21 protein-coding genes and 2 pseudogenes are annotated in these 26268 nt (G+C 60.1%); 11 read left to right on the top strand and 12 right to left on the bottom strand.

What is annotated here, in order from left to right:
• Positions 1 to 25: 25 nt before the first annotated feature.
• Positions 26 to 847, bottom strand: a complete 822-nt coding sequence (locus ACA071_RS20880) for an aldo/keto reductase (protein WP_497640892.1) — start codon at positions 845 to 847, stop codon at positions 26 to 28.
• Between the two features lie 823 nt (positions 848 to 1670).
• The gene (locus tag ACA071_RS20875; protein ID WP_497640891.1) at positions 1671 to 2819 is read right to left on the bottom strand and encodes an aldose epimerase family protein; all 1149 of its coding nucleotides are present in this window, start codon (positions 2817 to 2819) and stop codon (positions 1671 to 1673) included.
• Positions 2820 to 3055: 236 nt separating this feature from the next.
• On the opposite strand from ACA071_RS20875, the gene ACA071_RS20870 reads away from it, so the two are divergent.
• From ACA071_RS20870 to ACA071_RS20850, 5 genes and pseudogenes are all read left to right on the top strand, one after another.
• Complete coding sequence (locus ACA071_RS20870) at positions 3056 to 3793, top strand: hypothetical protein (RefSeq protein WP_497640890.1); 738 nt, start codon at positions 3056 to 3058, stop codon at positions 3791 to 3793.
• 222 nt (positions 3794 to 4015) lie between these two features.
• The gene (locus tag ACA071_RS20865) at positions 4016 to 4801 is read left to right on the top strand and encodes a sulfite exporter TauE/SafE family protein (RefSeq protein ID WP_497640889.1); all 786 of its coding nucleotides are present in this window, start codon (positions 4016 to 4018) and stop codon (positions 4799 to 4801) included.
• 381 nt (positions 4802 to 5182) lie between these two features.
• Complete coding sequence (locus tag ACA071_RS20860) at positions 5183 to 5782, top strand: biliverdin-producing heme oxygenase (protein ID WP_497640888.1); 600 nt, start codon at positions 5183 to 5185, stop codon at positions 5780 to 5782.
• 79 nt (positions 5783 to 5861) lie between these two features.
• Positions 5862 to 5930, top strand: a pseudogene (locus ACA071_RS20855) (hypothetical protein); the annotation flags it as partial.
• Between the two features lie 25 nt (positions 5931 to 5955).
• Positions 5956 to 6090 (top strand): annotated as a pseudogene (locus ACA071_RS20850) (ATP-binding protein); the annotation flags it as partial.
• A gap of 165 nt (positions 6091 to 6255) precedes the next feature.
• On the opposite strand, the gene ACA071_RS20845 reads toward ACA071_RS20850, so the two are convergent.
• Positions 6256 to 6723 carry a GNAT family N-acetyltransferase gene (locus ACA071_RS20845; protein ID WP_497640887.1) on the bottom strand — a complete coding sequence of 156 codons (468 nt, stop codon included), beginning with the start codon at positions 6721 to 6723 and terminating at the stop codon, positions 6256 to 6258.
• A gap of 234 nt (positions 6724 to 6957) precedes the next feature.
• Between ACA071_RS20845 and ACA071_RS20840 the strand changes: the two genes are divergently transcribed.
• Positions 6958 to 7521 carry a DUF4174 domain-containing protein gene (locus ACA071_RS20840; RefSeq protein ID WP_497640886.1) on the top strand — a complete coding sequence of 188 codons (564 nt, stop codon included), beginning with the start codon at positions 6958 to 6960 and terminating at the stop codon, positions 7519 to 7521.
• A 53-nt stretch (positions 7522 to 7574) separates the two neighbouring features.
• On the opposite strand, the gene ACA071_RS20835 is transcribed toward ACA071_RS20840, so the two are convergent.
• From ACA071_RS20835 to ACA071_RS20820, 4 genes are all read right to left on the bottom strand, one after another.
• Positions 7575 to 9770 (bottom strand): autotransporter outer membrane beta-barrel domain-containing protein, encoded by a 2196-nt coding sequence (locus ACA071_RS20835; RefSeq protein WP_497640885.1) that lies wholly within the window; start codon positions 9768 to 9770, stop codon positions 7575 to 7577.
• A 104-nt stretch (positions 9771 to 9874) separates the two neighbouring features.
• Positions 9875 to 13435, bottom strand: coding sequence for an ATP-binding protein (locus ACA071_RS20830; RefSeq protein ID WP_497640884.1), 3561 nt, complete (start codon positions 13433 to 13435; stop codon positions 9875 to 9877).
• Positions 13436 to 13438: 3 nt separating this feature from the next.
• The gene (locus ACA071_RS20825; protein ID WP_497640883.1) at positions 13439 to 14062 is read right to left on the bottom strand and encodes a response regulator; all 624 of its coding nucleotides are present in this window, start codon (positions 14060 to 14062) and stop codon (positions 13439 to 13441) included.
• Positions 14063 to 14296: 234 nt separating this feature from the next.
• Positions 14297 to 15091, bottom strand: a complete 795-nt coding sequence (locus ACA071_RS20820) for an SDR family NAD(P)-dependent oxidoreductase (protein WP_497640882.1) — start codon at positions 15089 to 15091, stop codon at positions 14297 to 14299.
• A 195-nt stretch (positions 15092 to 15286) separates the two neighbouring features.
• Between ACA071_RS20820 and ACA071_RS20815 the strand changes: the two genes are divergently transcribed.
• A complete protein-coding gene (locus ACA071_RS20815; protein WP_497640881.1) occupies positions 15287 to 16417 on the top strand; it encodes an MFS transporter in 1131 nt (376 codons plus the stop codon).
• A gap of 67 nt (positions 16418 to 16484) precedes the next feature.
• On the opposite strand, the gene ampC is transcribed toward ACA071_RS20815, so the two are convergent.
• Complete coding sequence (gene ampC / locus ACA071_RS20810; protein ID WP_497640880.1) at positions 16485 to 17654, bottom strand: class C beta-lactamase; 1170 nt, start codon at positions 17652 to 17654, stop codon at positions 16485 to 16487.
• 136 nt (positions 17655 to 17790) lie between these two features.
• Here ampC and ACA071_RS20805 point away from each other — a divergent pair, with 136 nt between their 5' ends.
• On the top strand, positions 17791 to 18672 hold the full coding sequence (locus ACA071_RS20805; protein ID WP_497640879.1) for a LysR family transcriptional regulator: 882 nt from the start codon (positions 17791 to 17793) through the stop codon (positions 18670 to 18672).
• A gap of 23 nt (positions 18673 to 18695) precedes the next feature.
• Here ACA071_RS20805 and gudD read toward each other — a convergent pair whose 3' ends face one another.
• Positions 18696 to 20039 carry a glucarate dehydratase gene (gene gudD, locus ACA071_RS20800; protein ID WP_497640878.1) on the bottom strand — a complete coding sequence of 448 codons (1344 nt, stop codon included), beginning with the start codon at positions 20037 to 20039 and terminating at the stop codon, positions 18696 to 18698.
• 25 nt (positions 20040 to 20064) lie between these two features.
• Positions 20065 to 21408 (bottom strand): MFS transporter, encoded by a 1344-nt coding sequence (locus ACA071_RS20795; RefSeq protein ID WP_497640877.1) that lies wholly within the window; start codon positions 21406 to 21408, stop codon positions 20065 to 20067.
• A 272-nt stretch (positions 21409 to 21680) separates the two neighbouring features.
• Between ACA071_RS20795 and ACA071_RS20790 the strand changes: the two genes are divergently transcribed.
• Positions 21681 to 22394, top strand: a complete 714-nt coding sequence (locus ACA071_RS20790; protein WP_497640876.1) for a FadR/GntR family transcriptional regulator — start codon at positions 21681 to 21683, stop codon at positions 22392 to 22394.
• A gap of 93 nt (positions 22395 to 22487) precedes the next feature.
• On the top strand, positions 22488 to 22718 hold the full coding sequence (locus ACA071_RS20785) for a hypothetical protein (RefSeq protein ID WP_497640875.1): 231 nt from the start codon (positions 22488 to 22490) through the stop codon (positions 22716 to 22718).
• Between the two features lie 201 nt (positions 22719 to 22919).
• On the opposite strand, the gene ACA071_RS20780 is transcribed toward ACA071_RS20785, so the two are convergent.
• Positions 22920 to 23819: a DMT family transporter gene (locus ACA071_RS20780; RefSeq protein WP_497640874.1), complete on the bottom strand. Its 900-nt coding sequence runs from the start codon at positions 23817 to 23819 to the stop codon at positions 22920 to 22922.
• Positions 23820 to 23917: 98 nt separating this feature from the next.
• Here ACA071_RS20780 and ACA071_RS20775 point away from each other — a divergent pair, with 98 nt between their 5' ends.
• Entirely contained in the window at positions 23918 to 24781 is an 864-nt protein-coding gene (locus tag ACA071_RS20775; RefSeq protein ID WP_497640873.1) for a LysR family transcriptional regulator, read from the top strand.
• 36 nt (positions 24782 to 24817) lie between these two features.
• Here the strand turns inward: ACA071_RS20775 and trhP are convergent, their stop codons facing one another.
• Positions 24818 to 26143, bottom strand: a complete 1326-nt coding sequence (gene trhP / locus ACA071_RS20770; RefSeq protein WP_497640872.1) for a prephenate-dependent tRNA uridine(34) hydroxylase TrhP — start codon at positions 26141 to 26143, stop codon at positions 24818 to 24820.
• Between the last annotated feature and the right edge of the window lie 125 nt (positions 26144 to 26268).

The following is a 26268-nucleotide window of genomic DNA, read 5'->3' as shown; positions in this document are numbered from 1 at the left end:
AAGCCCTCTGACAGGGCGCGATGGCTCAGACCATGGCCAATCGCTGCTTACGTTGTGGCGCGCGAAACGCTTGGTCCAGCGCCTCCAGATCCGCAGCTTCCAGCTTCAACTGCGCCGCTTGCGCATTGAGCGTCACGTGCTCGGGTCGGACCGCTTTGGGAATGGCGATAACGGTGTCCTGACGCAGTATCCATGCCAATGCAATCTGGGCCGGTGTCACGCCGTGACGGGCGGCCACTTGCTTGAGCGTCGAGTTCACCAGCATATGCCCACCCTGGCCGATGGGACAGTAGGCCATGAGCGGCAATTGCTGTTGCTGGCACCAGGGCAGCAGGTCGAATTCGATGCCGCGCTCTTCCAGGTTGTACAGCACCTGATTAGTGGCGCAGGCCGGTGATGCCAGTTCGTGCAGGTCGTCGACATCGAAATTGGACACGCCCCAGCGGCCGATCTTGCCTTCTTCGCGCAGGCGTTCGAAGGCTTCGACGGTTTCTTCCAGGGGGTATTGGCCACGCCAGTGCAGCAGGTATAAATCGATGTAATCAGTGTTCAAGCGCCGCAGGCTGCGCTCGCAAGCCTGAGGGATGCCTTTGCGGCTGGCGTTGTGCGGGTAGACCTTGCTGACCACAAAGACTTGGTCGCGCAGGCCGGCGATGGCTTCACCCACCACCTCTTCGGCACCGCCCTCGGCGTACATTTCGGCGGTGTCGATCAGGGTCATGCCCAATTCGACGCCCTGACGCAGGGCGGCGACTTCATTGCGGTGCGCCGAGCGATCCTCGCCCATGCGCCAGGTGCCCTGGCCGATGATCGGTACCTGAACGCCGGCCAGTTCAAGGGTTCGCATGAAAAACCTCCTGTGTGAAATGCGATCTGTATTTCATTTGGGCAGCAGGATAGCTTGCGGGGTTCAAATGATGGCCAAAATCAAAAGATCGCAACCTTGTAGCCGCTGCCAAGGCACGAGGCTGCGTCCGCTTGTAGCAGCTGCCGAGGTACGAGGCTGCGTTCGGCTGATGTAGCAGCTGCCGAGGTACGAGGCTGCGTTCGGCTGCGGAGCAGTCGTCAAACCTGCGCATGCGGTCTTCCTGAAACAACGCATCGCCTGATTTGACGACTGCTTCGCAGCCGAACGCAGCCTCGTACCTCGACAGCTGCTACAGCCGGACGCAGCCTCGTACCTCGACAGCTGCTACAGCCGAACGCAGCCTCGTACCTCGACAGCTGCTACAGCCGAACGCAGCCTCGTACCTCGACAGCTGCTACAGCCGAACGCAGCCTCGTACCTCGACAGCTGCTACAAGCGGACGCAGCCTCGTACCTCGACAGCTGCTACATCAGCCGGACGCAGCCTCGTACCTCGACAGCTGCTACAAGCGGACGCAGCCTCGTACCTCGACAGCTGCTACATCAGCCGGACGCAGCCTCGTACCTCGACAGCTGCTACAAGCGGACGCAGCCTCGTACCTCGACAGCTGCTACAAGCGAACGCAGCCTCGTACCTCGACAGCTGCTACAAGCGAACGCAGCCTCGTACCTCGACAGCTGCTACAGCCGAACGCAGCCTCGTACCTCGACAGCTGCTACAAGCGGACGCAGCCTCGTACCTCGACAGCTGCTACATCAGCCGGACGCAGCCTCGTGCCTCGGCAGCTGCTACAGATAGCGTTTTATTTGGCAGAGAACTTGAACACGGTGTGCTGGGTGTAGGTCTTGCCCGGATCCAACCGCGTACTCGGGAAATTCGGCTGATTCGGTGAGTCCGGGTAATGCTGGGTCTCGAGCGTGAATGCGCCCCAATGCGGGTAAACCTTGCCGGCCTTGCCCTTGACCGTGCCGTCGAGGAAGTTGCTGGTGTAGAACTGCACGCCGGGCTCGCTGGTGTAGAGCTGCAAGCGCCGGCCGGATTGCGGATCGCTGACATCGGCGGCGAGTTTGCTCACGTCACCCTTGGCGTCCAGCGCCCAGTTGAAGTCGAAGCCGCCCTGTTTCGGTTCGGCGAATTTCAGCTGCGGGTGATCGGCCTTGATGTTTTTGCCAATGGCGGTCGGTTGGCTGAAGTCCATCGGCGTGCCGGCCACCGGTGCCAATTCACCGGTCGGGATCAGCGTGCCGTTGATCGGCGTGTAATGGCTGGCGTGCAGGGTGGCGAGCTGTTTCAGCACGTCGCCATTGCCGGCGCCGGCGAGGTTGAAATAGCTGTGGTTGGTCAGGTTCAGCACCGTAGGTTTGTCGGTGCTGGCCTTGTACTCGATACGCAGTTCATTGTTCTCGGTGAGGCTGTAGGTGACTTCGGTTTTCATATTGCCGGGGAAGCCCATTTCACCGTCCTTCGACAAGTACGTCAGGGTCACACCCACCGAATCCTTGCTTTTGTTCGGTTCAGCTTTCCACACATGCTTGTCGAAACCCTGGGTGCCGCCGTGCAGTGAGTTCGGGCCGTCATTTTTTGGCACTTGATAGCGTTTGCCGTCCAGTTCGAAGGCGCCGCCGGCCAGACGATTGCCGAAGCGGCCGATGGTCGCACCGAAGTACGCGGTGCCGGCCTGATAACCCTGGACGTCATCGAAACCGAGGACGATGTCTTCGGCCTTGCCGCTTTTGTCCGGCACCTTCAATGACTGCAAGGTGGCGCCGTAGGTAATGACCGTGGCTTGCAGGCCATGGCTGTTGCGCAGGATGTATTGCTCGACGGGCGTGCCGTCATTGGTTTTGCCAAAGGCTTTGTGTTCGCTGGACAGGCCGGCGGCGTGGGCGGGAAGGGTGGCGATCATCAGGGACAGTCCGAGGCCGGAGAGCAGGTAGCGGGATTGAGGCATGGTTGATCTTCCTTTTTGTTGTTTTGGTCAGTAGTCATACTAAATATCGATTGAAAGAAGATTTATAGTCTATTAGTCGATTTATTCCATAATAAAGTCGGACTAAATGAAGAGCGGTACCGTGCCGGTGATCGGTCGAGTACCGTCAGCACTGCACTTTTTCGGATTAACCGGCTCTATCCATGGCCAGGTTGCGGCGACTCCCGCCGCACAGGAATGTGTCAGCCCAAGAACCCATGGCCCGAGTGTTACCCCAGCTTCAATCCCGAATTCGCCTGTTGGCGTGCCTGACCTTGCTGTTCGCCAGCGGTTGCAGCCAGCAGCAGGGCAGCGACGTCATCAGTCAGTTCCGCGAAGGCAAACCCCAGGAATTCCTCCAGACCAGCGTCGATCGCATGGCCACGTTGTCGATGCACGACAACCTCGAAAGCCTCTACCTGCTGATGAGCAAGCTGTACCTGCGCAACCCCCAGGAACTGAAGAAATCCGGCTTCCTCGATGCCCGCACCGCCGAGAAACAAGTGCGCGAGGCCATCGAAATGCAACAACCGCTGCCGACCCTCGGCGGCAAGAAAGACCTGGCGGCGTTGAGCTACGCCATGAGCCCGGAGTTTCTCGGCGACCGGGTCGGCGCCTTCATCTATGCCATCGGCAGCATGTTGGTCACCGCCCACGGCAATCGGCTGGAGTTCTACATGACCGATGCGATCAACCCGGTCTTCGTCAGCAACGCCGCGCGCAACATCGAGAAAGCCACGTGGATCCTTAGCCAGCGGCAAAACAAGAATGGCGAGCCCTTGCTGTTCTCCAACGAAATCTCGGAGGAGGGCAGCAACCTGAGTTTCGCCGTGGAGTTCGGCAAGATTGTTGCGAGGCTGGATTTGCTGACGCAGATGCTGGATGAGCGGTATCGGCGCATTGGTTTGAATTACGCGCAGAGCCTGTTGTTCCTCAATTTCCTCCCCGTTCAGTAGCCCCCGGATCCCCTGTAGGAGCTGCCGAAGGTTGCGATCTTTTGATCTTGCTCTTGAAAAGCAACGTCAAAAGATCGCAGCCTTCGGCAGCTCCTACAGGGATTCCGCTGTGTCAGCAGATTTGTTCAAGGAATAACGATAGACCGTATCGATATAAGTGGTTATAAGAAAAATCGCTATGCTGCGGGCCAGATTTTTCATGCGGTTTTTGTGGGCGTGTTAATGGATTTCGGTAATTTCGGGTTAGTCATTGCAGGCTTGGTGGTGGGCTTCATCGTCGGCATGACCGGCGTGGGCGGCGGATCGCTGATGACGCCGATCCTGTTGTGGTTCGGCGTCAACCCGGCCACTGCGGTGGGCACTGACTTGCTGTACGCGGCCATTACCAAATCCAGCGGCGTGCTGGTGCACCGCAAAAACAAGAACATCGATTGGGCGATTACCGGTTGGCTGACCTTGGGCAGCGTGCCGGCGGTGGCCATGACGCTGTGGTTCCTCAGCAGCCTGCACACCGCGCCCGAGGCGATGAACGCCATCATCAAACAGGCCCTGGGCTTCGTGCTGTTTGCCACAGCCATGGCGATTTTCTTCAAGAAACGCCTGCTCGACTTCGCCCACAAACGCGCCGGTGGCAACTACAACCCCAGCGGCACGCGCCTCAATGTACTGACCGTCATCACCGGCCTGATACTCGGCACCATGGTCGCCCTGACCTCCATCGGTGCCGGCGCCCTGGGCACGGTGGCGCTGTTTATCCTCTATCCACTGCTGCCGACCCGCCGCCTGGTCGGCACGGAAATCGCCCACGCCGTGCCCCTGACCCTGGTGGCCGGCCTTGGCCACGCGAGCATGGGCAATATGGACTGGCATGTGCTGGGTTTCCTGCTGATCGGTTCGCTGCCGGGGATCTGGCTGGGCAGCCACCTGACCGGGCGCATCTCCGACGAACTGCTGCGCCCGTGCCTGGCGACGATGCTGGTGTTGATCGGCTATAAACTCGCGTTCTGAATCTCTAACACACCCCCTGTAGCAGCTGCCGAGCACCGCGAGGCAGCGTTCGACGGCGAAGCCGTCGCAAACCCTACACGCGAGATCTATCTGATACACCGTGTTGTCCGGTTTCACGACGGCTTCGCCGCCGAACGCTGCCTCGCGCTGCTCGACAGCTGCTACACAGAGCCAAATCAAATGCGCCTTCGAAACCACACGCAAACAAACCCCTTCTCCCTCCTCATAGGTGCTACGGTGCAAAGCCACCCTTTCATTCGTTCGTGAATGACCTGTCGGCATTTCCCCATGGTCGACAAGGAAGAGGTGGCACGTGCACGCGTTAATCGATGTCGCTAAGCATCAACTCATCGCCGCCGGGTATCGCCTCGACACCTTGTCGTGACCGTCCCGCCCAAAAGCCTGCCGCTGATTCTCAGTGAGCTGCGCATCGCCACCACCCAGCAACACCAGATGCTGGAAAAGCGCATCCCTTTTTTCACCGCCGATCAGGTGCTCTACACCCGTTTGATCGAAGCCTATTTCGGTTTCTATCGGCCACTGGAAAACCTGCTGCGCCAGCGGGCCATGACCATTCCTGACCTGGACTGGCTGATCCGCAGCAAAACCCCGTCCCTGGAGGCCGACCTGTATGCGCTGGGCCTGGACGCAGCCGAGATTGCGACGATTCCTCAGTGCCCGTTTTTCTTGCAGATCAACTCCGCTGCCGATGTGCTGGGCGTGTTGTATGTGCTTGAAGGCGCCACCCTGGGCGGGCAATCCTTGCGCAACGGGTTGTACTCACGCCTGGGGATTGATGAACACAAGGGCGGGCGGTTTTTTGCCGTGTACGGCACCTCGACCCTGATGATGTGGCGTGGTTTTCTGGCGTGCCTGTATGAGGTGCGCGACCCGGTCGAGCGGGCGCAATCGGTGGTAGCCGCCGAGGCGACCTTCAAGGCTTTCGAGCACTGGCTGGAGCGCTGTGGGGTGTTGCAATGATCCGTCTCAGCGCCGAGCAACTGGAGGCCGCGCTCGCCCAATATGTCAATGAGCCGATCCGTATTCCGGGGTCAATCAGCCCCATGGCGTGCTGCTGACCCTGAGTGAATCGGGGTTGATCATCGGCAAGATCAGCAGCAACTGCTAAGCGATGTCCGGCGCGCGAAGGCAATCCCAACGGCAGCGGCCTGGGGTTGTACATCTGCCGCAGCATCGTCGAGGCCCACGGCGGGGACCTGTGGGCTGAAAGCGAGCCCTGCGTCGGCAGCGTGTTTACCTCTTCCCTGCTGGCGATGGGTCACCTGTAGCAGCTGACGAGCACCGCGAGGCAGCGTTCGGCGGCGAAGCCGTCGTCAAACCTGCACACGCGGTCTCACTGAAACACCGCGTTGGCTGATTTCACGACGGCTTCGCCGCCGAACGCTGCCTCGCGGTGCTCGACAGCTGCTACGAGGGCTACGGGGTTACGGGTGTTATGGGGCAGCAGTCCCACGCTTCATCACCGTTACATCAAGCCCCTGGTAAACCCGTTGCTCCAGCACTTCCCAGCCTTGCCGCGCATATAGCGTCTGTGACGTGTCGGTGTACAAATAGAGTTCAGGCACGCCCAGCGCCGCCGCTTCCTGGACGATGCGCGACACCAGTTGCGAGGCGATGCCCCGGCCACGATGTTCGTCTTTGACGTAGACACCGGCCAGCCACGGGGTCAGTTCGGCGCGCGCTGCCATGTCGCGGGTCAGCAGCATGGCGCCGCCGAGCAACTGTGAGTCCTCAATGGCTACCATTACCGTGGGCACCGAGCCTTTGCCGGCGTTGGCCTGCAAATGTTCGATGCGTGCTTCTACGGTGTCATCGGCCCGGAAGTGGCCCCATTCCTTGAAATTCAATTCAGCCAATTCGTTGATCAGCTCGGGATGGTCACAGAGGTAGTCGATTTCCATGGTGGATTGAAGCTCCTTTATTGCGGCCCTTGGCGATTCGCTCGCGGGCATCACGACCCACCCTAAACGATCATAAAAGCTAATCAAACAGCGCTCACAATCCTTCACAGTTTGTTGCGCAATGTCGGCCCTGACCTAAGCTTGGGGCTAAGCGAAACACATTTGCGGATCGTCACCCGGAACGATCGCGGCAATGCGCAATCATTAGAGCGTGGATATCAAAAGGAGATGCGCATGCTCATCAGGTCTTTGACCCTGACAACCTTGCTGGCGCTTGCCGGCCCCTTGCTCGCCGCAGATGGCGATTCCCCTCTGGATGTCGATAAGGGCAGGGCGCGACCGCTGATCGTGATCACGTCCAGTACCATCGACCCGGTCTGGCTGGGACTGAAAAAGTCGCTCGAGGAACCGGCTAACAAACAGGGGGTCGCCGAGCGCAACATCAAGGTCTACAGCGTGCTGAACATGTCCGGTCAGCTCGACGGCAAGGACATGGGGCAACAGGACACCATGGCGCTGATCCGTTCGCTGAAACTCGGGGCCGGGGCCTTGCCCAAAGTCATCTTGCTGGGTAAGGACGGCGAGAAGAAACTCGAAAGTTCGGGGGATGAATCGAAGTCGGTCGATCTGAAGAAAGTCTTCGCCACCATTGATGCCTTGCCGGCAGAGGAGAAGGAAGTCGCAGCACCGACCCCGCCACCGGTAGCGGCCGAACCGGCCACGACCAAAGGGGCCAAGGGCACCAAACCGGGTAAACCGGCCAAGCCAGCCAAACCGCCTGAAATGCCAGATGATTGATTAATACCCTGTAGGAGCAAGCTCCTACAGGGTTCAGGCCTCAATCGCGTCAGTTACCAGTTATAGCGATAACCCACCGTCACCGCCCAAGGCTGCTCAATCTCGCGGCCCTTGGTGTATTCCCCTTCCACGTAGAAGGTGTGCTTGTCCGCCGCCGTCACCATGACCCCACCACCGATTTCCGCTCGCGACCCCGGCAGGCGACTGTCCAGTCGCGCACCACTGACTTTCACGTGGCTGTCCCCGGCGTGTTCGGTCACCCATGTAGCCTTGGCGTAAGGCTTCATCGCGATACCGTTATCCAGCGTCAGATTGCGCCCGAACATCCCGCCGACACGGCTTTGCACCGACAACATCGAATCCTGTTCGACGCTCAAACCATTGCTGGCCGTGTAGCGCCCGCCGCTGATACGCGACACCTGAACGCCCACCTGCGGTTCGACAAACCAGCCCTTGCCCAGATCGATGGACTGGCCGACTTGAACATCGGCGCTCACCGCGTGGTTCTTGTAGCGCGCCTTGACCCTGTCACCGACATTGCTGGTGATGTTGATCTGGTTGTCGAGGTGGCTGTATTTCAACGCGCCATCGACGTACAGCCCGCTGTGATCCAGGTAGCTGGCATAACCGCCGAGGGTGGCACTGTCGATCGAGCCTTTGCTGGCCTCACCGAATTGCTGCCGGCCCTGGCCCTTGCCGAGCAAACCACCGACGAACAACGTGCCGTTGGCGAAGGACAGGGCTGTGTCGGCACCGATTTCCAGGCCATCGAGTTGCTGCTGGAAACCCCGGCTGGTGCCGGTGTCCAGGTGTTGTTCGGCACCATAGCCGCGAGCCCACAAACCACCCTGATCCTTGCCCGAGCGCAGTGCGTTGAAATGCCCGGTGGTAGCGTTCATTTGTGCGCTGATCAGAGCGGCGCTGGCGGTCTGAATACCGACGGCGGCGTTGGCGCCTTTGCTCAGGGTTTCGGCCTGAGAAAAATCGGGTCGTGGCGTGGGTGCTACAGGATCGACGGGCTTTGCAGGTTCAACCGGTATTGCGGGATCAGCCGGATCAATTGGACCGACTGGGACAACTGGATCGACAGGAACAATTGGATCAGCTGGATCAACCGGCGGCTGCGGCTCGTTCGGCCCATCCGGCTGGTCTATCGGATCGACCTCGGCCGAATTCATCAGGTACCAATCTTCGCCAATATTCTGCAACTGATAACGATACGCTCCGGCATCTACCGTCTCGCCATAGAGCCTGAAACTACCGTTGCCGCCATTGCCATCCACCAGGGTCAAAGGGCGCGCGTTTGTCGGGGCATTGCCCGAGTCGGCGACCACCAGCGTATGACTGCCGGTGATCGGGCCGAGTACGTTAAGCCGGTCGCCTTGCAGCGAAGCCAGGTCAGTGTTCATTACAAACGTCCCATTGCCACTCAGCGGACCTTTGACCAACAGGGTATGGAAACCGTTGATGGCGGGGTCGGCAAAGGCGACTTGACCGTCCACTTGGCTCGCGTGACCGAGAATCGCATCCCCCTTGAGCTGTAGAACGCCACCCTGGTTGATCGTGGTGTCACCGGCTTCAGCCCGGTCACCCAACACCATCATCCCGCCCTGATTGACGGTGGTGGCGTGCACGTAAGTACCGGCCACGCTCTCCATCCTCCCACCCTGATTGATCACGGTGTCGGTGGTCGTGGCGTCATCATTGACTGACAACACGCCGCCCTCGTTGACGGTGGTGCGGTCGGCGTTGCCCTGTTGATAAACCGTCATTTGACTTTTGTTGACGGTGGTGTTCTTTGCCTTGGCATCAAAGTACACGTACATCCTGCCGCCATTGAGCAGGGTGTCACTGACCACGGCGTTTTCGACGACCTCCAGATCGCCGCCGCTGACGGTGGTGCGCAGGGCGGTGGCCGAGCCGCTCACCAGCATTACGCCGTTTTCCATGACGGTGTCGTAGGCCTGGCTGTTGTCGTGAAGTTTCAGCCAGCCGGCGTCCATGACGGTAGTGCGGACGGCAACGCCCGAGTCCCAGAGCTGCAGTTGCCCGTTGTTAACCGTGCTGTCGGTGAGTCTGCCGCCAGTACCGACATTGAAATTCGAACCATTGTCCAGCACCAGGTTGTCCTGCGCCGTGGTCAGGCAATCAGGTTCGCATGCGGCAGTTGCCAGCAATGGCGAGGCCCCTAACAGCAGCAATGCACCCGACATCGAAATACGAGAAAACCGCACACCAAACGCAAACATAGTGATCCGCCGACTGCATGGAAAAGAGCGGCGAATTCTGCGGGTGGCAACAAGGCGGGTAACGCAGCGGGTTCCGATTTTTTTGTAGGAAACGTCCTACGCGGTCAGCCTTGAATACTGGCGCGGATGTGCTGTTGCAGGCGATTCATTTGCGTCACGAAGACGTCGAGCAAAGGGCCCGAATCATGGCCCTCGGCGTTCGCCTGGCAGCTGTGTTCCAACTGCTCGCAAGCGCTGATCAGCGCCGTCGCATGAATGATTCGTGCACTGCCGAGGATCTTGTGACAGCGCCGGCCCACACCGCTGTAGTCACCGGCGCTATACAAATCTTGCAGGGCATCGAAGTCTTCCTGATTGGTGCGCAGCACCGTGTCCAGCAACTGCCGGGTCATCACCGCGTCGCCTGCGGTGATGTCATGGACTTTGGCAATATCGAAGCAGCACCCATTGCAAAGACGCGCCGCTTCGACCTCGCACAGATAGTGTTCCAGCACACTGCGCGTCACCGGTTTGAACAGGCAGTCGTTCATGCCTGCCTCAAGGCAGCGCTGGATTTCCTGGGGCTGGGCATTGGCAGTCAGGCCCAGCACATGGGCGGGCGGGCGTCCTTCGCTGGCTTCCAGCGCCCGCAACTGACGGGTCATCTGATCGCCGTTCATCTGCGGCATATTGCAGTCGGTCAACACATAGTCGAAGTCTTCCAGAGCCCACATGCGTAACCCTTCCAGGCCGTTCTCAGCGCAGGTGACCCGCATGCCCAACGACTCTAATTGACGCTGTAACACCACCCGGTTGAACTCATGGTCCTCGACGATCAAGACGTTGCGCGCGGGCAGGGGCGGCAGATTTTGTGTGTCAAATGACGGCACGGCCTCGTCGTCCTGCAGCATGGCAACGTCCAGGGTCAAGGTGAAACACGACCCTTGTCCCGGCTCGCTCACGCAGGTCAAACGGCCGCCCATCAACTCGGTCAATTGCTGACAGATCGCAAGGCCAAGGCCGGTGCCGATCTGCAATTCGGTGTCGCTGGCCTCGAATTGCGTGTAGGGCTGGAACAGGCGCTGGCGCTGCTGTTCGTCCATACCAATACCGGTGTCGCAAACACTCAGGCGCAAATGGACGAGATCGTCATCGGGCACCAGCGTCAATTCAACACTCACCGTGCCCTCAGGGGTGAACTTGATCCCGTTGCTGATCAGGTTCGACACAATCTGCCGCACGCGCAGGGAGTCCAGCGCAACGGCGATGTCCGTGCCATGGTTGACGAATTCCAGCACCACGTTTTTTTGCCGGGCGAGGCTGGCGAAACCCTCGATCACCGTGCTCACCAGCCGCTCGGGATGGCAGGCGCCGGTGCGCAGTTCGAACTTGCCGGACTCGATTTTCGACAGGTCGAGAATCTCGCCGATCAACTCCATCATGCCGCTGGCCGACTTCTGCGCAATCTCGATCAACTCGCTGTCGGGGCGTGTGTCGCGCATCAGTTCCAGCACACCGATCAGCGCGCTCATGGGCGTGCGGATCTCATGGCTCATCACGGCCAGGAAGTGGCTTTTGCCACGGTTGGCGGCTTCGGCCAGGTCCTTGGCCTGGTGCAGTGCATGTTGCAGGTTTTGTTGCTCGGTCAGGTCGATCCAGCCACCGATGACCCCGGTCATGGTGCCGTCGGAATCGCGGTAGGGCAGGGCCCAGTGGTAGATATGGTAGGTCTTGTCCTTGATCGTCAGGTCGAAGTTGTCGAACGACGGTTCTCCACTTTCAAGGGTGGCGCGGTGGATGCGCTTGTAACTATGGGTGGCGTCGAGGGCCATGATGTCGGCTTCGATCAACCCCTTGTTCAGCACTTGCTCAAGCTCGACGTCCATGGTTTGCAAGTACGCGCGGTTGCAGGTCAGCAGCCGGCCTATGCGGTCGCGCACGTAGATCGGGTTGGGCGTGCCGTCGACCAGCACTTTCATGAACACCAATTGGTCGTTCAAGGCTTTCTGAGCTTTCAGGCGCTCGGCGATTTGCCGGCGCAGGCCGAGGTTCCACGCCAGAACGCCCATCAGCACCACGAGCGCTCCGGCCACGGCACGGTAGAACCAGTCCTTGTAGGCGTTCCAGCCGGCCGGGCTTTCCTGTGGGCTTTGCCAGCGGTTGGCCAGGTCGCTGAACTCGTCCGGCGGGATGTCCAGCAGGGCCTTGTTGAGGATCGAGATCAGTTCGCTGTTCTGCTGCCCGGTGGCAAAACCGATCAGCGCGGGCTGCGAGCCAATCACCGAATCGATTTGCAGCCGGCCTCGGAAAAACCGGTCGATCAGGTAGGCCGCGCCCAATTGTGGCTGGATCACGCCATCGACCTGGCCTTCGGCAAGCAGTTCGTAGGTTTCAATCGGGGTGTCGACTTCCACCGGTCGAATGCTCGGCCACTCGCGTTCGAGCCAGTTAGCCGCGGCCGAGCCCTTGACCAGTGCCACTGACTGACCTTTGAGGCTGACCAGGCCGGCATGCTCGGGCTGTGTACGGGTCACCAGCACAAACGGGTTGACCGCATAGGGGCGGGTAAACGCCAGGCTTTCATCACGCTGGACGCTGTAGGTCAGTGCGCCGATCAGGCTGACCGGGTCGCGCTGGACGCGGCTGGCCATGGCGTCGACCGAGGTCATTTGGGTCGGGCGAAACACCAGGCCGGTGCGATCGTTGATCATCTCCAAAAGATCGGCGGCCATTCCCCGCAGTTGACCATCGGCATTGAAAAAACTGAACGGCGAATAGAGATCGTTGGCCAGCACTTCGATCTCTGGATGGGCCTTGATCCATTGCTGTTCGGCGTCGGTCAGTTGCAAGCGGCTGTAACCCAGTTTTGGATTGGCGCCGATGCCCCAGCGGCGGGCGATGACGGCATGCTCCTGGAGGGAGATTTTCGCCAGGGTGCTGTTGAGTAAGGTTTGCAGTTGAGGGTCCTGGCGCCGCAGCGCGAAACTGAAGCCAAGCCCTTCGGAATCGCGTTGGATCGTTTGTTTCAGGCTTTGCTGGTAGCTGCGTTCCAGCAGGTATTGCGCCGAAATTGCATCGGTCAACAACACCCTGTTTTCGCCATAGGCCACCCGACCCAGGCCTTGTTCGGTGGACAGCACCGGTTCCACCGGTCGGTCGGGAAACAGCGTGGTCACGCGTTCCTGTTGAATCCAGTCCGAGTCAAACAGCACAGTGGTGCCGGGGGGCAATTTGTCGTTGGGCCAGTGGGTGCCAAAGCGGCTGATCAACACCGCTTGGTCGTAGGCATACGGCGCACTGAGCACAATATCGCTGTGGATCGGTTCGAGGTGATTGATGCGCGGCACCAGATCGACCTCCCCTTGTTGCAGGGCGGCCAGCGCCTGTTGCTGGGTCGGATAGCGATTGACTTGCAAGCGTACGCCCAGCCCACGAGCCAACACATCGAGGTAGTCGGCGGACAGGCCTTCGTAGTCTTTTTGGTTGGATGTCATGTCCAGCGGCGGTCGGTCGGGCAGGTAGATACCGACATTGACCACGCTTTTGTTGGCCAGCCATTGCCGTTGCGAGGCGCTGAGTGTGGGCGTCACGCTGCTGTTGGAGGCGCGGCTGAGCAGCGTCAGCGGTTCGGCAGACGCTATCAGCGACGTCAGCATCAGCACGCCTAACAGGATTCGACGGATCATGGTTCAGACCAGATGGTTGCGTTTGGCGAATTCGATCAGTTCCAGCAACGTGGAGGCGCTGAGCTTTTGCATCAGCCGGGTTTTGTAAGTGCTGACGGTCTTGTTGCTCAGCAGCATGTCGTCGGCAATCTGCTTGTTGCTTTTACCCAAGGCCAGGCCATGCAACACCTTGAGTTCGCGACGGGTAATGGCGCTCAGCAACTGTGCATCGTTCTGGGCGAAATCGCTTTGGCGTACCGAGGCGAACGTGCCGATGGGGAACCAGGTTTTGCCACTGGCGACGGCCTTAAGGGCTGTGACGATTTCTCCCGGGTCGTCGACTTTCGACAAAAAGGCCGAGGCACCGGCCCGCATGCATTGCGCCGCATAGGCCTGACTTTTCAGGCCGGTGTGGATCAACACATGGGCCTTGCTGCCGCCGATACGCAAGCGGTCGATCACTGCCATGCCGTCGAGCTGCGGGATGTCCAGGTCCAGCACAATCGCGTCCGGCTTGAGCTCGAACGCCTTGCTCAGGGCATCCACGCCGTTGTCGCATTCGCCGACAATCTCATGGCCCTCACGGGCCAGAATCATCCCGATTGCCATGCGCACCACTGCGTGATCATCGACCAGTAATACTTTCATCGGTCAGCCCTCGTGCCCAGATTCAGCATAGCCCCGGAGCTGAGAAACGGCTCAGAGGGCCTGATGCGTGGCGAGGACGGTAAAAAAGGGGGCGATCCTACGCGGTTTGCGTGGCGGGGCGATAGGGGCGGGCGCGCAGCGATTGCGCGAAACGCTGGGGCATTTGCGAAAATCAGTAGCTGGCGCCGCCACCGTCTGTGGCGAGGGGGTTCGCCACAGGGAGTGTGGGTCCGGTCAGGCGAGGGTGTCCACGACGCCACCGTCCACTCGCAAGGCCGCACCGGTGGTGGCCGATGCCTGCGGCGAAGCCACATAAACCACCATGTTGGCCACTTCCTCCATGTTCGCCGCCCGCTGAATAATCGACGTCGGACGATTGGCCATGACAAAGTCGGCGGCCACTTTTTCAATCGACTCGCCGGACTTCTGCTGTTCGTCCTTGAGCATATCCTGCAGTCCCTCGGACAGCGTCGGCCCCGGCAGAATCGCATTCACTGTCACCCCGGTGCCGGCCATGCGCTTGGCCAGACCCCGGGAAATCGACAGGTTGGACGTCTTGGTAAACCCGTAATGAATCATGTCCGCCGGGATGTTCAGCGCCGACTCCGAGGAAATGAATACCACCCGGCCCCAGCCGTTCTTCGCCATGTCTTGCAGGTAGGCACGGGACAGCCTCACACCGGACATCACATTGACTTCAAAGAATTTTTCCCAGACGTCGTCTTCGGTTTCGAAGAAATCCTGCGGGCCGTAGATCCCAACGTTATTCACCAGGATATCGACTTGGGGCAGGGCGGCGACCATTGCCTTGCAACCCTCGGCGGTGCCGACATCGGCCGCGACACCCCGCACCTTGGCTGATGGAAGCAGGTGCTTGAGTTGGGTGACGGCGGCATCCACGGCGTCCTGCTTGCGGCCGTTGATTACCACCTCGGCGCCAGCCTGGGCCAGGCCTTTGGCGATGGCGAAACCGATGCCTTGGGTGGACCCGGTGACCAGGGCAGTTTTGTTGGATAGATCGATGTTCATGGGGATCGCGCTCTTGAAGGGGAGGTAAGAGGGAGGACTGCGTGGCGGTTAGCCTAGTTCAAGAGAAGATCGCCCAACTTTCCATCCTGTCCCGACATTGGTGGGGCCGATCATTTGTTGTTAAAAAGTTTGTCAGCGGCATCTCTTCACGCCAGTCTGAGGGGCCGCCGATTTCTACCAAGGCCTTCCGCCCCCATGTCAGAAAAAACCGCCGACAAACACTCCGCCCGAGCCGCATCTGTATTGGCCCTGTGTCTACCTGGCGACGTCTTGTTGTACCTGCTGTTGCCGATGCAGCCGCAGGCGTTTGGCATCAGCCTGGCTGAAGCGGGCATTTTGCTGGCGGCGAATCGGTTGGTGCGGATTTTCGGCTATCGCTACGTCATGGAGTTTTATACCCGCCAGGGTGATCGCCCGGCGTTGTTGCTGGCCACCGGGACTGCCGCGTTGTGCGCATTGGGCTACGCGACCTTGTCGGGATTTTGGTGGTTGTTGCTGTTGCGCCTGGGCTGGGGTTTGTCCTATGCCGCGCTGAATTTGTCGACGCAGGTCATGGCGACTGCTGAGCCCTTGGGCGCTGCGCGTCGCACCGGGCGTTCGCGGGCGGTGATTGCGGCGGGGCCGATGCTGGCGTTGCCGTTGGGGGCACTGCTGAGCGTGGCGTATGGGCCGCGGGTGATTTTTTTCCTGATGTTCGCCACCTCGTTGATCGCGATGTGGCTGGCGTTGGGTTTGCCGTCGACGCCGCATCCGATGTCGGCGTCGACCCGCCGCTTCAAGCGTCCCGACAGTGTCGCGATGTGGTCGTTTATTGAAGGGCTGACCCTCGATGGACTGTTCATCATCGGCCTCTCGTTGCTGGCGCAACACCTGCTGGCAGGCAACGCTGTGGTGGTCGCCGGGACGCTGCTGGCGTTGCGGTATGTCTCGGAGCTGTTGCTCAGCCCCTTGGGCGGGATGGCGGCCCAGCGCTGGGGGGCGACGCGGATGCTGATCGTCTTCTCATTGCTGACGTCGATGGCGCTGATCGGCTTTGGCTTTCACTGGCTGGTGGTCGGCGGGGCGTTGGTGCTGGTGTTGCGCGCGTTGCAACTGCCGTTGGTGGTGACCGTCATCGCGCAACGTCATCCCGATAGCGGACGGGTGCGGGCGCTGGCGGGGAATGCGGTGTGGCGGGATATCGGGGCGGGCGTGGGGCCGTTGTTGGCCGGGTTTCTATTGCCAGTGGCGCCGTCGGAGTGGGTGTATACGGTAGCCGCGTTGTGTCTGGCGGCCAGTGCGCTGGCTTGCCTGGAGCGCAAAAAGGGTGCGGTGGAAAGACCCTGACGAAAATGGGCGACCTCAATGGGTCGCCCATTTTTTATGCCGGTTCTTCACCTGTAGCCAGGCGGGATTACTCGGCCAACGCGCTCAAAATCTGGTGCGCCGCCTTGATCCGCTCCGGAATCGGGAAGTTTTTGTTGGCCAGGATCACGATGCCGATGTCTTTGGCGGGCACAAACGCCACGTAAGTACCGAAGCCACCGGTCGAACCGGTTTTGTTGAGCAACACGCTTTTCGGCTCGGGTTGCGGCGGGTTCAGCCATTGCACTTTATGCGCTTGCATCGCCATTGGCGTCGAGTTGCCCTCCAGCAATTTGTCGAGAGTGATCGGGTAGGTGTAGCGCTCCCAGCCCAGGCCCTGAGTCATGTCGCCAACGGTGTAGTAACCGGTGTGAGTCGTGGCGATGGCTTGCTGCAACGGTTTTTCCAGTGACGTCGGTTTCAGGTTCGCCTGAACGTAGCGAATCATGTCCGCCGCACTGGTTTTCACGCCGTAGGCCTCTGAATCCAGCGCCCCCGGCTCGACCCGCACGGGTTTGTCATTCTTGTCGTAGCCTTGGGCGTAAACGCTCATCTGATCCTGCGGTACCCGCAGGAAGGTGTGTGTCAGCCCGAGTTTGGGTAGCAAGGTTTTCGCCATGGCCTCATCAAACGGCATGCCTAGCTGATGAGCGGCCAAGTAACCGAACAACCCGATGCTGGGGTTCGAATATTGCCGCTGCGTGCCCGCCGCATACACCGGTTTCCACTGCTTGAAATAGCCGAGCATCTTGTCCGCATGATCCGCGGCAACAGGAAACTGCAACGGCAAACCACCGGCAGTGTAGGTGCCCAGTTGCAGCACGCTGACGTTATCGAATGCACTGCCGCGCAAATCTGGCAGGACCTTGCTGGCCTTGTCCGTCAGGGACAGTTTGCCCGTTGCGTAAGCGTAGCCGCCGAGGGTGGCGGTGAAGGTTTTGCTCACCGAGCCGATTTCAAACAAGGTGTTTTCTGTGACCGCTTTGGCGTTTTCTTTGTCGGCGACGCCGTAGTTAAAGTAATGTGGCTTGCCGTTGACGGTGACGGCCACGGCCATGCCGGGAACGCCTTGGGCTTGCATCACGGGTTTAATGGCGGCATCGACAACGCTTTGAACCTGCTGATCGGTCTGACCCTGCGCCAGGCATGGGCCAGCGCTGAGCAATGCGACGCAAGCCCCGAAAACAGTCCGTTTGGTTGTGTTGATTATGTTCGTCATTGCTTCTATTCCCTGCGAATTGAGGCGGCTGACCGGTAGACTTCCCGGTCAACGGCGTGGCAAATCTAGGCAGTCTGCCGCTGATCGACAACCGATGATAATTCGCACGAGCCATTAGAAAAATTTGGGAGTGGGCATGATCCGGCCTCAATTACCGTTGAACGCACTGCGCGCCTTCGAAGCCTCGGCGCGCCATTTGAGCTTCACTCGGGCTGCGGTGGAGTTGTGCGTCACCCAGGCGGCGGTGAGTCATCAGGTCAAGAGCCTTGAGGCGCAGCTTAACGTAACCCTGTTCAAACGCCTGCCCCGTGGCCTGATGCTGACCAGCGAGGGTGAAACCCTGTTGCCGGTGTTGCGTGAATCCTTTGATCAAATAGCCGAAACCCTCGAACGACTGGAAGGCGGACATTACCGGGAAGTGTTGACGGTGGGCGCTGTGGGGACGTTTGCGGTGGGTTGGCTGTTGCCGCGACTGGCGGACTTCCAGGGGAAACATCCGTTCATAGATTTGCGCCTGTCGACCAATAACAACCGGGTGGATGTGGCGGCTGAGGGGCTGGATTACGCGATCCGTTTCGGTGCGGGGGCGTGGCATGGGATTGAAGCGGTGCGGCTGATCGAGGCGCCGCTGTCGGTGTTGTGTGTGCCCCAGATTGCCCGGCAACTGCGTGAGCCGGCCGATGTGTCTGGGCAAACCCTGCTGCGTTCTTATCGCACCGATGAATGGCCGGACTGGTTCGCCGCTTCCGGCCTCTCGACCCACGCCGCAGTGCCCCAGAGCATCGTCTTCGACTCGTCGTTGGCGATGATGGAGGCGGCGCTGCAAGGTGCGGGGGTGGCGTTGGCGCCGCCACTGATGTTCGCCCGGCAACTGGCGGCGGGTGCCATCGAGCAACCATTCGCCATTCACATCACCACCGGCAGCTACTGGTTGACCCGCTTGCAGTCGCGTCCGGAAACCTCAGCCATGGCGGCGTTCAAGGCGTGGTTACTGCAAGCCGCCCATAAGTCCCCTTAGGAGCGGTGCGGTGTTCTCGGGGATTAGCGCACCAGGCACGGCCGCTTATTATCGAATTTCCAGCCCGGAATCAGGAACTGCATCGCCACGCTGTCATCCCGCGCACCCAACCCCATGCCTTTATACAATTCATGGGCCTTGGCCAGTTGATCCAGGTCCAGTTCCACGCCGAGCCCAGGCTTCTTCGGCACTTGCACGCAACCGCCGACAATCTGCAGTGGTGCCTTGGTCAAACGCTGGCCGTCCTGCCAGATCCAGTGGGTGTCGATGGCGGTAATTTCACCCGGCGCAGCCGCCGCGACGTGGGTGAACATGGCCAGGGAAATGTCGAAATGGTTGTTGGAGTGCGAGCCCCAGGTCAGGCCCCATTCATGGCACATCTGCGCCACGCGCACCGAACCCTGCATGGTCCAGAAGTGTGGGTCGGCCAGCGGAATGTCCACCGATTGCAGCTGGATCGCGTGACCCATTTCCCGCCAGTCGGTAGCGATCATGTTGGTCGCAGTTTTCAGGCCGGTGGCGCGGCGAAATTCAGCCATGACCTCACGACCGGAGTAACCGTTTTCGGCACCGCACGGGTCTTCGGCATAGGCCAGCACATGATGCTGATCGCGGCACAGGCGGATCGCTTCTTTCAGTGACCAGGCGCCATTCGGGTCGAGGGTGATGCGCGCATCCGGGAAGCGTTCGGCCAGGGCGGTAACCGCTTCGATTTCTTCATCGCCGCTGAGTACGCCGCCCTTGAGCTTGAAGTCCTTGAAGCCATAACGCGCGTGGGCGGCCTCGGCCAGGCGCACCACAGCGTCGGCGCTCATGGCTTTCTCGTGACGGACGCGGAACCAGTCGTTGTCGGCATCGGCTTCGCTGCGGTAAGCGAGGTCGGTTTCGTTGCGGTCACCCACATAAAACAGATAACCGAGCATCTTTACTTCATCACGCTGCTGACCTTCGCCGAGCAGTGCGGCAACCGGCACGTCCAGATGCTGGCCGAGCAAATCGAGCAGGGCGGCTTCCAGCCCGGTGACCGCGTGAATGGTGATGCGCAGGTCGAAGGTTTGCAGGCCACGGCCACCGGCATCGCGGTCGGCGAAAGTCTGGCGCACTTGATTGAGGATCTTCTGGTAGGTGCCGATCGGGCTGCCGACCACCAGCGAACGCGCATCTTCCAGGGTCTGACGAATACGCTCGCCGCCCGGCACTTCACCGACACCAGTGTGCCCGGCGTTGTCGGTGAGGATCACGATGTTGCGGGTGAAAAACGGCCCGTGGGCGCCGCTCAGGTTGAGCAGCATGCCGTCGTGGCCGGCCACCGGAACCACCTGCATGCTAGTGATGATCGGCGCTTTGGCAGTGTCTTGTGCATTCATTTTTATTGTCCTTGAAAACTAAGATTCAGGCGTGGCTGGAAGTGGCTTGGCCGACGACGGCGGGTGCTGGTTTGGGCGTATTGCGCGCAGAGAAGACGATGATCGCGGCGATGATCGAGGTTGCAGCCAAGCCATAAAGCCCGCCCTGAATCGAACCGGTGTGTTCTTCCAGCAGGCCGAAGGTCGTCGGCGCGACGAAACCACCAAGGTTGCCCACAGAGTTGATCAACGCGATCACACCCGCAGCGATTCGTGCATCCAGGTACGCCTGGGGAATCGGCCAGAACAACGACGATGCCGATTTGAAACCCAGTGCCGCAAAGCAGATCGCTACAAAGGCGAAGATCGGTCCACCGGTGGTGGACATGAACATCCCGGCGGCCGCAATCAGCAGCGCCGCAGCGACCCAGGCTTGTTGGTGTTTCCATTTGGCCGAGAACGCGGCGAAGGCGTACATGCCGACAATCGACAGCAGCCATGGGATCGAGTTGAACAGCCCGACCTGAATATCGCTGAGGTCGCCCATCTTCTTGATGATGCTCGGCAGCCAGAAGGTCGCGGCGTAAATGGTCAGCTGAATGAAGAAGTAGATCAGGCAGAACAGAATGATCTGGCGATCCTTGAGCAGTTTGCCCAGCGACGGTTTGATCGGCGTGGCGGCTTCGCGAGCCAGTTGTTCATCGTCGATGGCCTTGACCAGCGCGTCCTGTTCTTCGCGGCTCAGCCACTTGGCGTCGTGGGGTTTGGAGTCAAGCCAGAACCAGACGAATACGCACAGGCCAACCGAGAACATGCCTTCAATGAAGTACATCCATTGCCAGCCGTGCAGGCCCAGGCCGTTGATTTGCAGGAGCATCCCGGACAGTGGACCGGAGATCAGCGACGCAATCGCCGAGCCGCTGAGGAAGATCGCAATCGCCTTGCCGCGTTCGACCCCTGGCAGCCAACGAGTGAAGTAGTAGATCACCCCTGGGAAAAAACCGGCTTCGGCCACGCCCAAGAGAAAGCGCAGGATATAGAAGTGGGTTTCGTTCTGGATGAACGCCATGCCGGCGGCGACCAGGCCCCAGGTCAGCATGATGCGGGTCAGCCAGATGCGCGCGCCGACTTTTTGCAGAAGCATGTTGGAAGGGACTTCGAACAGCGCGTAACCGATGAAGAACAGGCCGGCACCGAGGCCGTAGGCGGCAGCGCCAATGCCCAGGTCCTGCTCCATGTGGGCGCGGACGAAGCCGATGTTCACGCGGTCAATGTAGTTGACGATGAACATGATCACGAACAGCGGCAGGACATGACGTTTGACTTTCGAGATGGCGGACTTGAGGACCGAATCGGTGCCATCGTTCATCCCGGATATGGATGTATTCACTTGCGTTTCTCCCACTGATTATTTTTATGCGGGGTGTGGCTGAGTGCTGCGATGTTGATAGACATCATACAACTACGGTTTTTCGTCGCGCAAGAGGTGTTATCCAGTGAAATCGCGCTTGCAGGGCAGTTTGTTATTCTTTATTTGATTGGATTTAGTGATTTTATAGGCGTTTACAACGGTTTTCTTGAGTGTTGTCATACAAGTTGGCCGCTGTTTTTTGCAGTGACCGGTGCTACGATCGCGATAGCCCTGCTTTTCGGATGATCGCCATGCAAGAAGACCTCGACGCACCTGCCCGCAAGCGCAGCCACAACCTTGCCCATGACCTGGTGGCCAAACTGACCCAGAGCATCCTGCTCGGCCAGATGCTGCCGGGGGACAAGCTGCCGTCGGAAAACACGATTGTTCAGGAGCACGGCGTCAGCCGCACGGTGGTGCGCGAGGCGATCTCGAAGTTGCAGGCCTCGGGGCTGGTGGAGACTCGGCACGGCATCGGCACGTTTGTGATTGAGCGCGTGGCGGAGCAGGGACTGCGGCTGAACGTCGACACTGCGCTAGGGGTGCGCAGCATTCTGGAGTTGCGCATGGGCCTGGAAACCCAGGCCGCCGCCCTGGCTGCAACCCGCCGCAGCGAACAACAACTGGCGCACATGCGCGAGGCGCTGGATGACTATCAGCGCCTGCTGGCCAACAACGACAGCTGCGTGGATGCCGACAAGCGTTTTCATTTGTTGATCGCCGAGGCCACCGGCAATGTGTGCTTCAGCGAAATCATGCAGCACCTGGGCGGTGCGATGATCCCGCGGACACGGGTCAATGCGGCCGAGCGCGGTGCGACGGATTTGAGCAAGCTCGGGCAATTGGCCAATCAGGAACACGAGGCGATCCTCAATGCCATTAAGCGCCAGGACCCGGATGCGGCGCGAGCGGCGATGTGGCTGCACCTGACCAACAGTCGCGACCGGTTTCTGGCCCAGGGCTGACAACCGTTGGTCTAGTCGATAGCACGCCGATCCTGCGCCCCGCTTCCAATCTGTACGGCCCAGATTTACTGGACCTCATCAGTGAGGTGCATCATGGCTAACGATTCGATGTTCCAGGGCGCAACACCCAATACCGACCCGACCAGACCCATGCCCGGCACGGACGAACCGACGCTGGACCAGGATGCGCCATCCGGCTTGGACCCTTCGCGAGACCCGACCTTGACTGATGCTGATCGTCCTGAAGACTGGAAGGACCCGGCTGCCGATGAAGATGTACCCGCAGCGGATGAAGAGACACCGCTATCGGATGACCTGCGGTAGATGAGCCAAATGCCGAATGCAGTCAGCCAGCCGCAATGTAACTTGTAGCAGCTGGCGAAGCCTGCGTTCGGCTGCGAAGCAGTCGTAAAACCTGAGCACTCGGTCTGTCTGAAGCACCGCGCCGGCTGATCTCACGACTGCTTCGCAGCCGAACGCAGGCTTCGCCAGCTGCTACAAGTACCCGGAGCGCCAGGGGTTCCTTTAGACCTCCATCACGCGAACCACCGCCGGCCTGCGCTCAAGATTCAACGCCAGCACACTGATCAATACCACCACCGCACCAACGATCACCATCAACGCCGGCCGTTCCCCCAATGCAACCGAGGCAATCGCCATCGCCGTCGGCGGCACCAGATACAGCGTCATCGCCGCACGACTCAAATCCACATGCGCCAGCACAAACGCCCAGGCCAGGTACGCCAGGGCGCTCGGAAAAACGCCCAATCCAATCACTGCCATCTGCACATCGACGGGCGCCTTCGCGACCTGATCCGCCAACCCCGGCAGATAAACCAGCAACAGCACGGTCCCGGACCACACCGAATAGCAGGTCAGCGTCAAACCGTCATAACGACCGGTGTGGTGCTTTTGCAGGGCGAAGTAAACACTCCAAGACACCGCCGCCAGCAAGATCAGCAAGCCGTGCGCATCAATGCTGCCTAACCCTTTATCGCCGGCCACCACAATCACCACGCCAATCAGCCCCAGCAACACACAACCCCAACGCCAGACGCTCACCCGATCCTTGAACACAAACCGCGCCAGCAGCGTGCTGAACAACGGCGTCGATTGCGCCAATACGCTGGAGGCCCCGGCACTGACGCCTTGCTGACCGAAATTCAACAACACATGGTGCAGGCTCACGGCAAAGAAACCGAGGGTAATCAAGAACGGCAGATCGCGGATTTTTGGCAGGCTGATACCTCGCCATACCGCGACCATCGCCATGAACACCGACGCCACCAGAAACCGCAGCAGCGCCAGATGGCCGGGCTCGTACGCCTGCAGGCCAATGTGGATGCCGGTCGGAGAGTAACCCCAGCACACCACAACAAACGCCATGGCGAGGAAGATTTTGAGGGCGGGCGAAAGTCGCGGCATGGTCAGGTACCTGTAGGTTGATGCGCCCAGTATCAGAACACCAACCATTCGCCACAACTGACTTATACTGCGTCAATACATCACTTTTGGTGAGCATTATGGAGCTGGCGCAGATTCGCATGTTCAAGACCGTCGCCGACGTCGGCAGCATCGCCCGGGCGGCCGAGCTGTTGCACTGCGTGCCGTCGAATATCACGGCGCGGATCAAAGCGCTGGAGGCCGAATTGGGAGTGGCGCTGTTCCTGCGCGAGGGCAGGGGCTTGCGAATCAGCCCGTCGGGACAAACCTTTCTGGTGTACGCCTCGAAGATTCTGGCGCTGACGGCTGAAGCCAAACGTGCCGTGGACCCGTCCGCCGAGCCGTCCGGGCCGTTGCGCATCGGCGCCATTGAATCCTCGGCCACCGGGCGCTTGCCGCGGTTGCTGGCCAAGTTCCACAAACGTTATCCCGGCGTGGCCCTGGAACTGACCACCGGCACCTGGAGCCAATTGCTCGACGACACCGCCAATCACCGTCTCGACGGCGCGATCGTCGCAGTCGATGTCGAGCGCTCACAACTCAAGCGCACGCCGATGTACCGCGAAGACCTGCTGCTGATTGCTTCGACGTCGCTGGGGCCGGTACGCGATATTGCCGATTTGCAGGACAAAACCGTGTTCATGTGGCCGCCGGGCTGTCCGTATCGCGCGGCGCTGGAGCATTGGTTGCTGCGCCAAGGGCAGGCGTTGCCGATTGTCAGCCTGGCCAGTTATGGGGCGATTGTTGGTTGTGTCAGTGCCGGGGCCGGGGTGGCGCTGGTGCCGAAAGGGGTGTTTGATCAGTACGCCAAAGGCGCCGGTTGCGCGGGTTATGAGTTCCCCGAACTGACGGCGGTGGAGAATTTGTTCTACTGGCATGAAAACGCCGGGGTTCACCCGGCGCGGGAGGCGTTTGTGGGGATGTTGCGCGAAGAGTTCGCCTAGCCTGCCCTTACAGGGTTTTGAGTTGTTTGAAGCGCTTCAGCTCCCGCTGATATCGCGCATCAACAATCCAAACCGTAAATCCACCGCATCCGGGATCGGCACATACACCGTGTGCCCATCCCCCGGCGCCACCTCGATGGGCTCGCCGCGGACGTTCTGCAACTGATGCAAGTCAAAGTGAAAGTTGCCCTTGGGCGTCATCAGCTCCATGTGATCGCCCAGGCCAAAGCGGTTCTTGACCTTTACTTCCGCCAGTCGATCGCGCCGCTCACCGGTCAATTCCCCGACAAACTGTTGGCGCTCCGACACCGAGCTGCCGTTCTGGTAGTTCTGGTATTCGTCGTGCACATGCCGACGCAGGAAGCCTTCGGTGTAGCCACGCTGGGCCAGGGATTCCAGGTCGGTCATGAGACTGCGGTTGAACGGCCGACCCGCCGCCGCATCGTCGATGGCCCGACGATACACCTGGGTGGTGCGCGCACAGTAGAAGTGGGACTTGGTTCGGCCTTCGATCTTTAATGAGTGCACGCCCATCTGCGTCAGGCGTTCGACGTGCTGCACAGCGCGCAGGTCCTTGGCGTTCATGATGTAGGTGCCGTGTTCGTCTTCGAACGCCGGCATCAGTTCGTCCGGGCGATTGGCTTCCTGCAACAGGAATACCTGATCGGTCGGTGCGCCAATGCCCAGGGTCGGCTCAGGCTGGAACTGCTGGACGATCTCGCCGAGCTGATTTTCCGTGGCCGCTTGTGCCGAATACTTCCAGCGACAGGCATTGGTGCAGCTGCCCTGGTTGGCGTCGCGCTTGTTCATGTAGCCCGACAGCAGGCAGCGGCCGGAATAGGCCATGCACAACGCACCGTGAACGAACACTTCCAGCTCCATGGCGGGCACTTGCTGGCGGATCTCGGCGATTTCTTCCAGTGACAATTCGCGCGAGAGGATGATCCGGCTCAAGCCCTGTTGCTGCCAGAACTCGACACTCGCCCAGTTCACCGTATTGGCCTGCACCGACAGGTGTATCGGCATCTGCGGGTAGTGCCGGCGTACCAGCATGATCAGGCCAGGGTCGGACATGATCAGCGCGTCCGGCGCCATGGCGATCACCGGTTCGAGGTCTTTCAAAAACGTTTTGAGTTTGGCGTTGTGCGGCGCGATGTTCACCACCACGTAAAAGCGCTTGCCTTGCGCCTGGGCTTCGCGGATGCCGAGGGCGAGGTTGGCGTGGTCGAATTCGTTATTGCGCACCCGCAGGCTGTAGCGCGGCTGCCCGGCGTACACCGCATCGGCACCGTAGGCGAAGGCATAACGCATGTTTTTCAGGGTGCCGGCGGGGGCGAGCAGTTCAGGGGCGATGAGGGGCATGAGGAGGTCGACCGCAAAAGCCCGGCAGGGTAAGCGGCTTGCGCCAAGGGTTTACTGATCTGGATCTATGCTTGATGAATAAACGGATGGCACTCGCGCGAACCGTGGCGGACTAAGCATCAGGA

It is taken from the genome of Pseudomonas sp. LBUM1646 (assembly GCF_059716165.1).
This window is presented reverse-complemented; position numbering and strand designations above follow the sequence as displayed.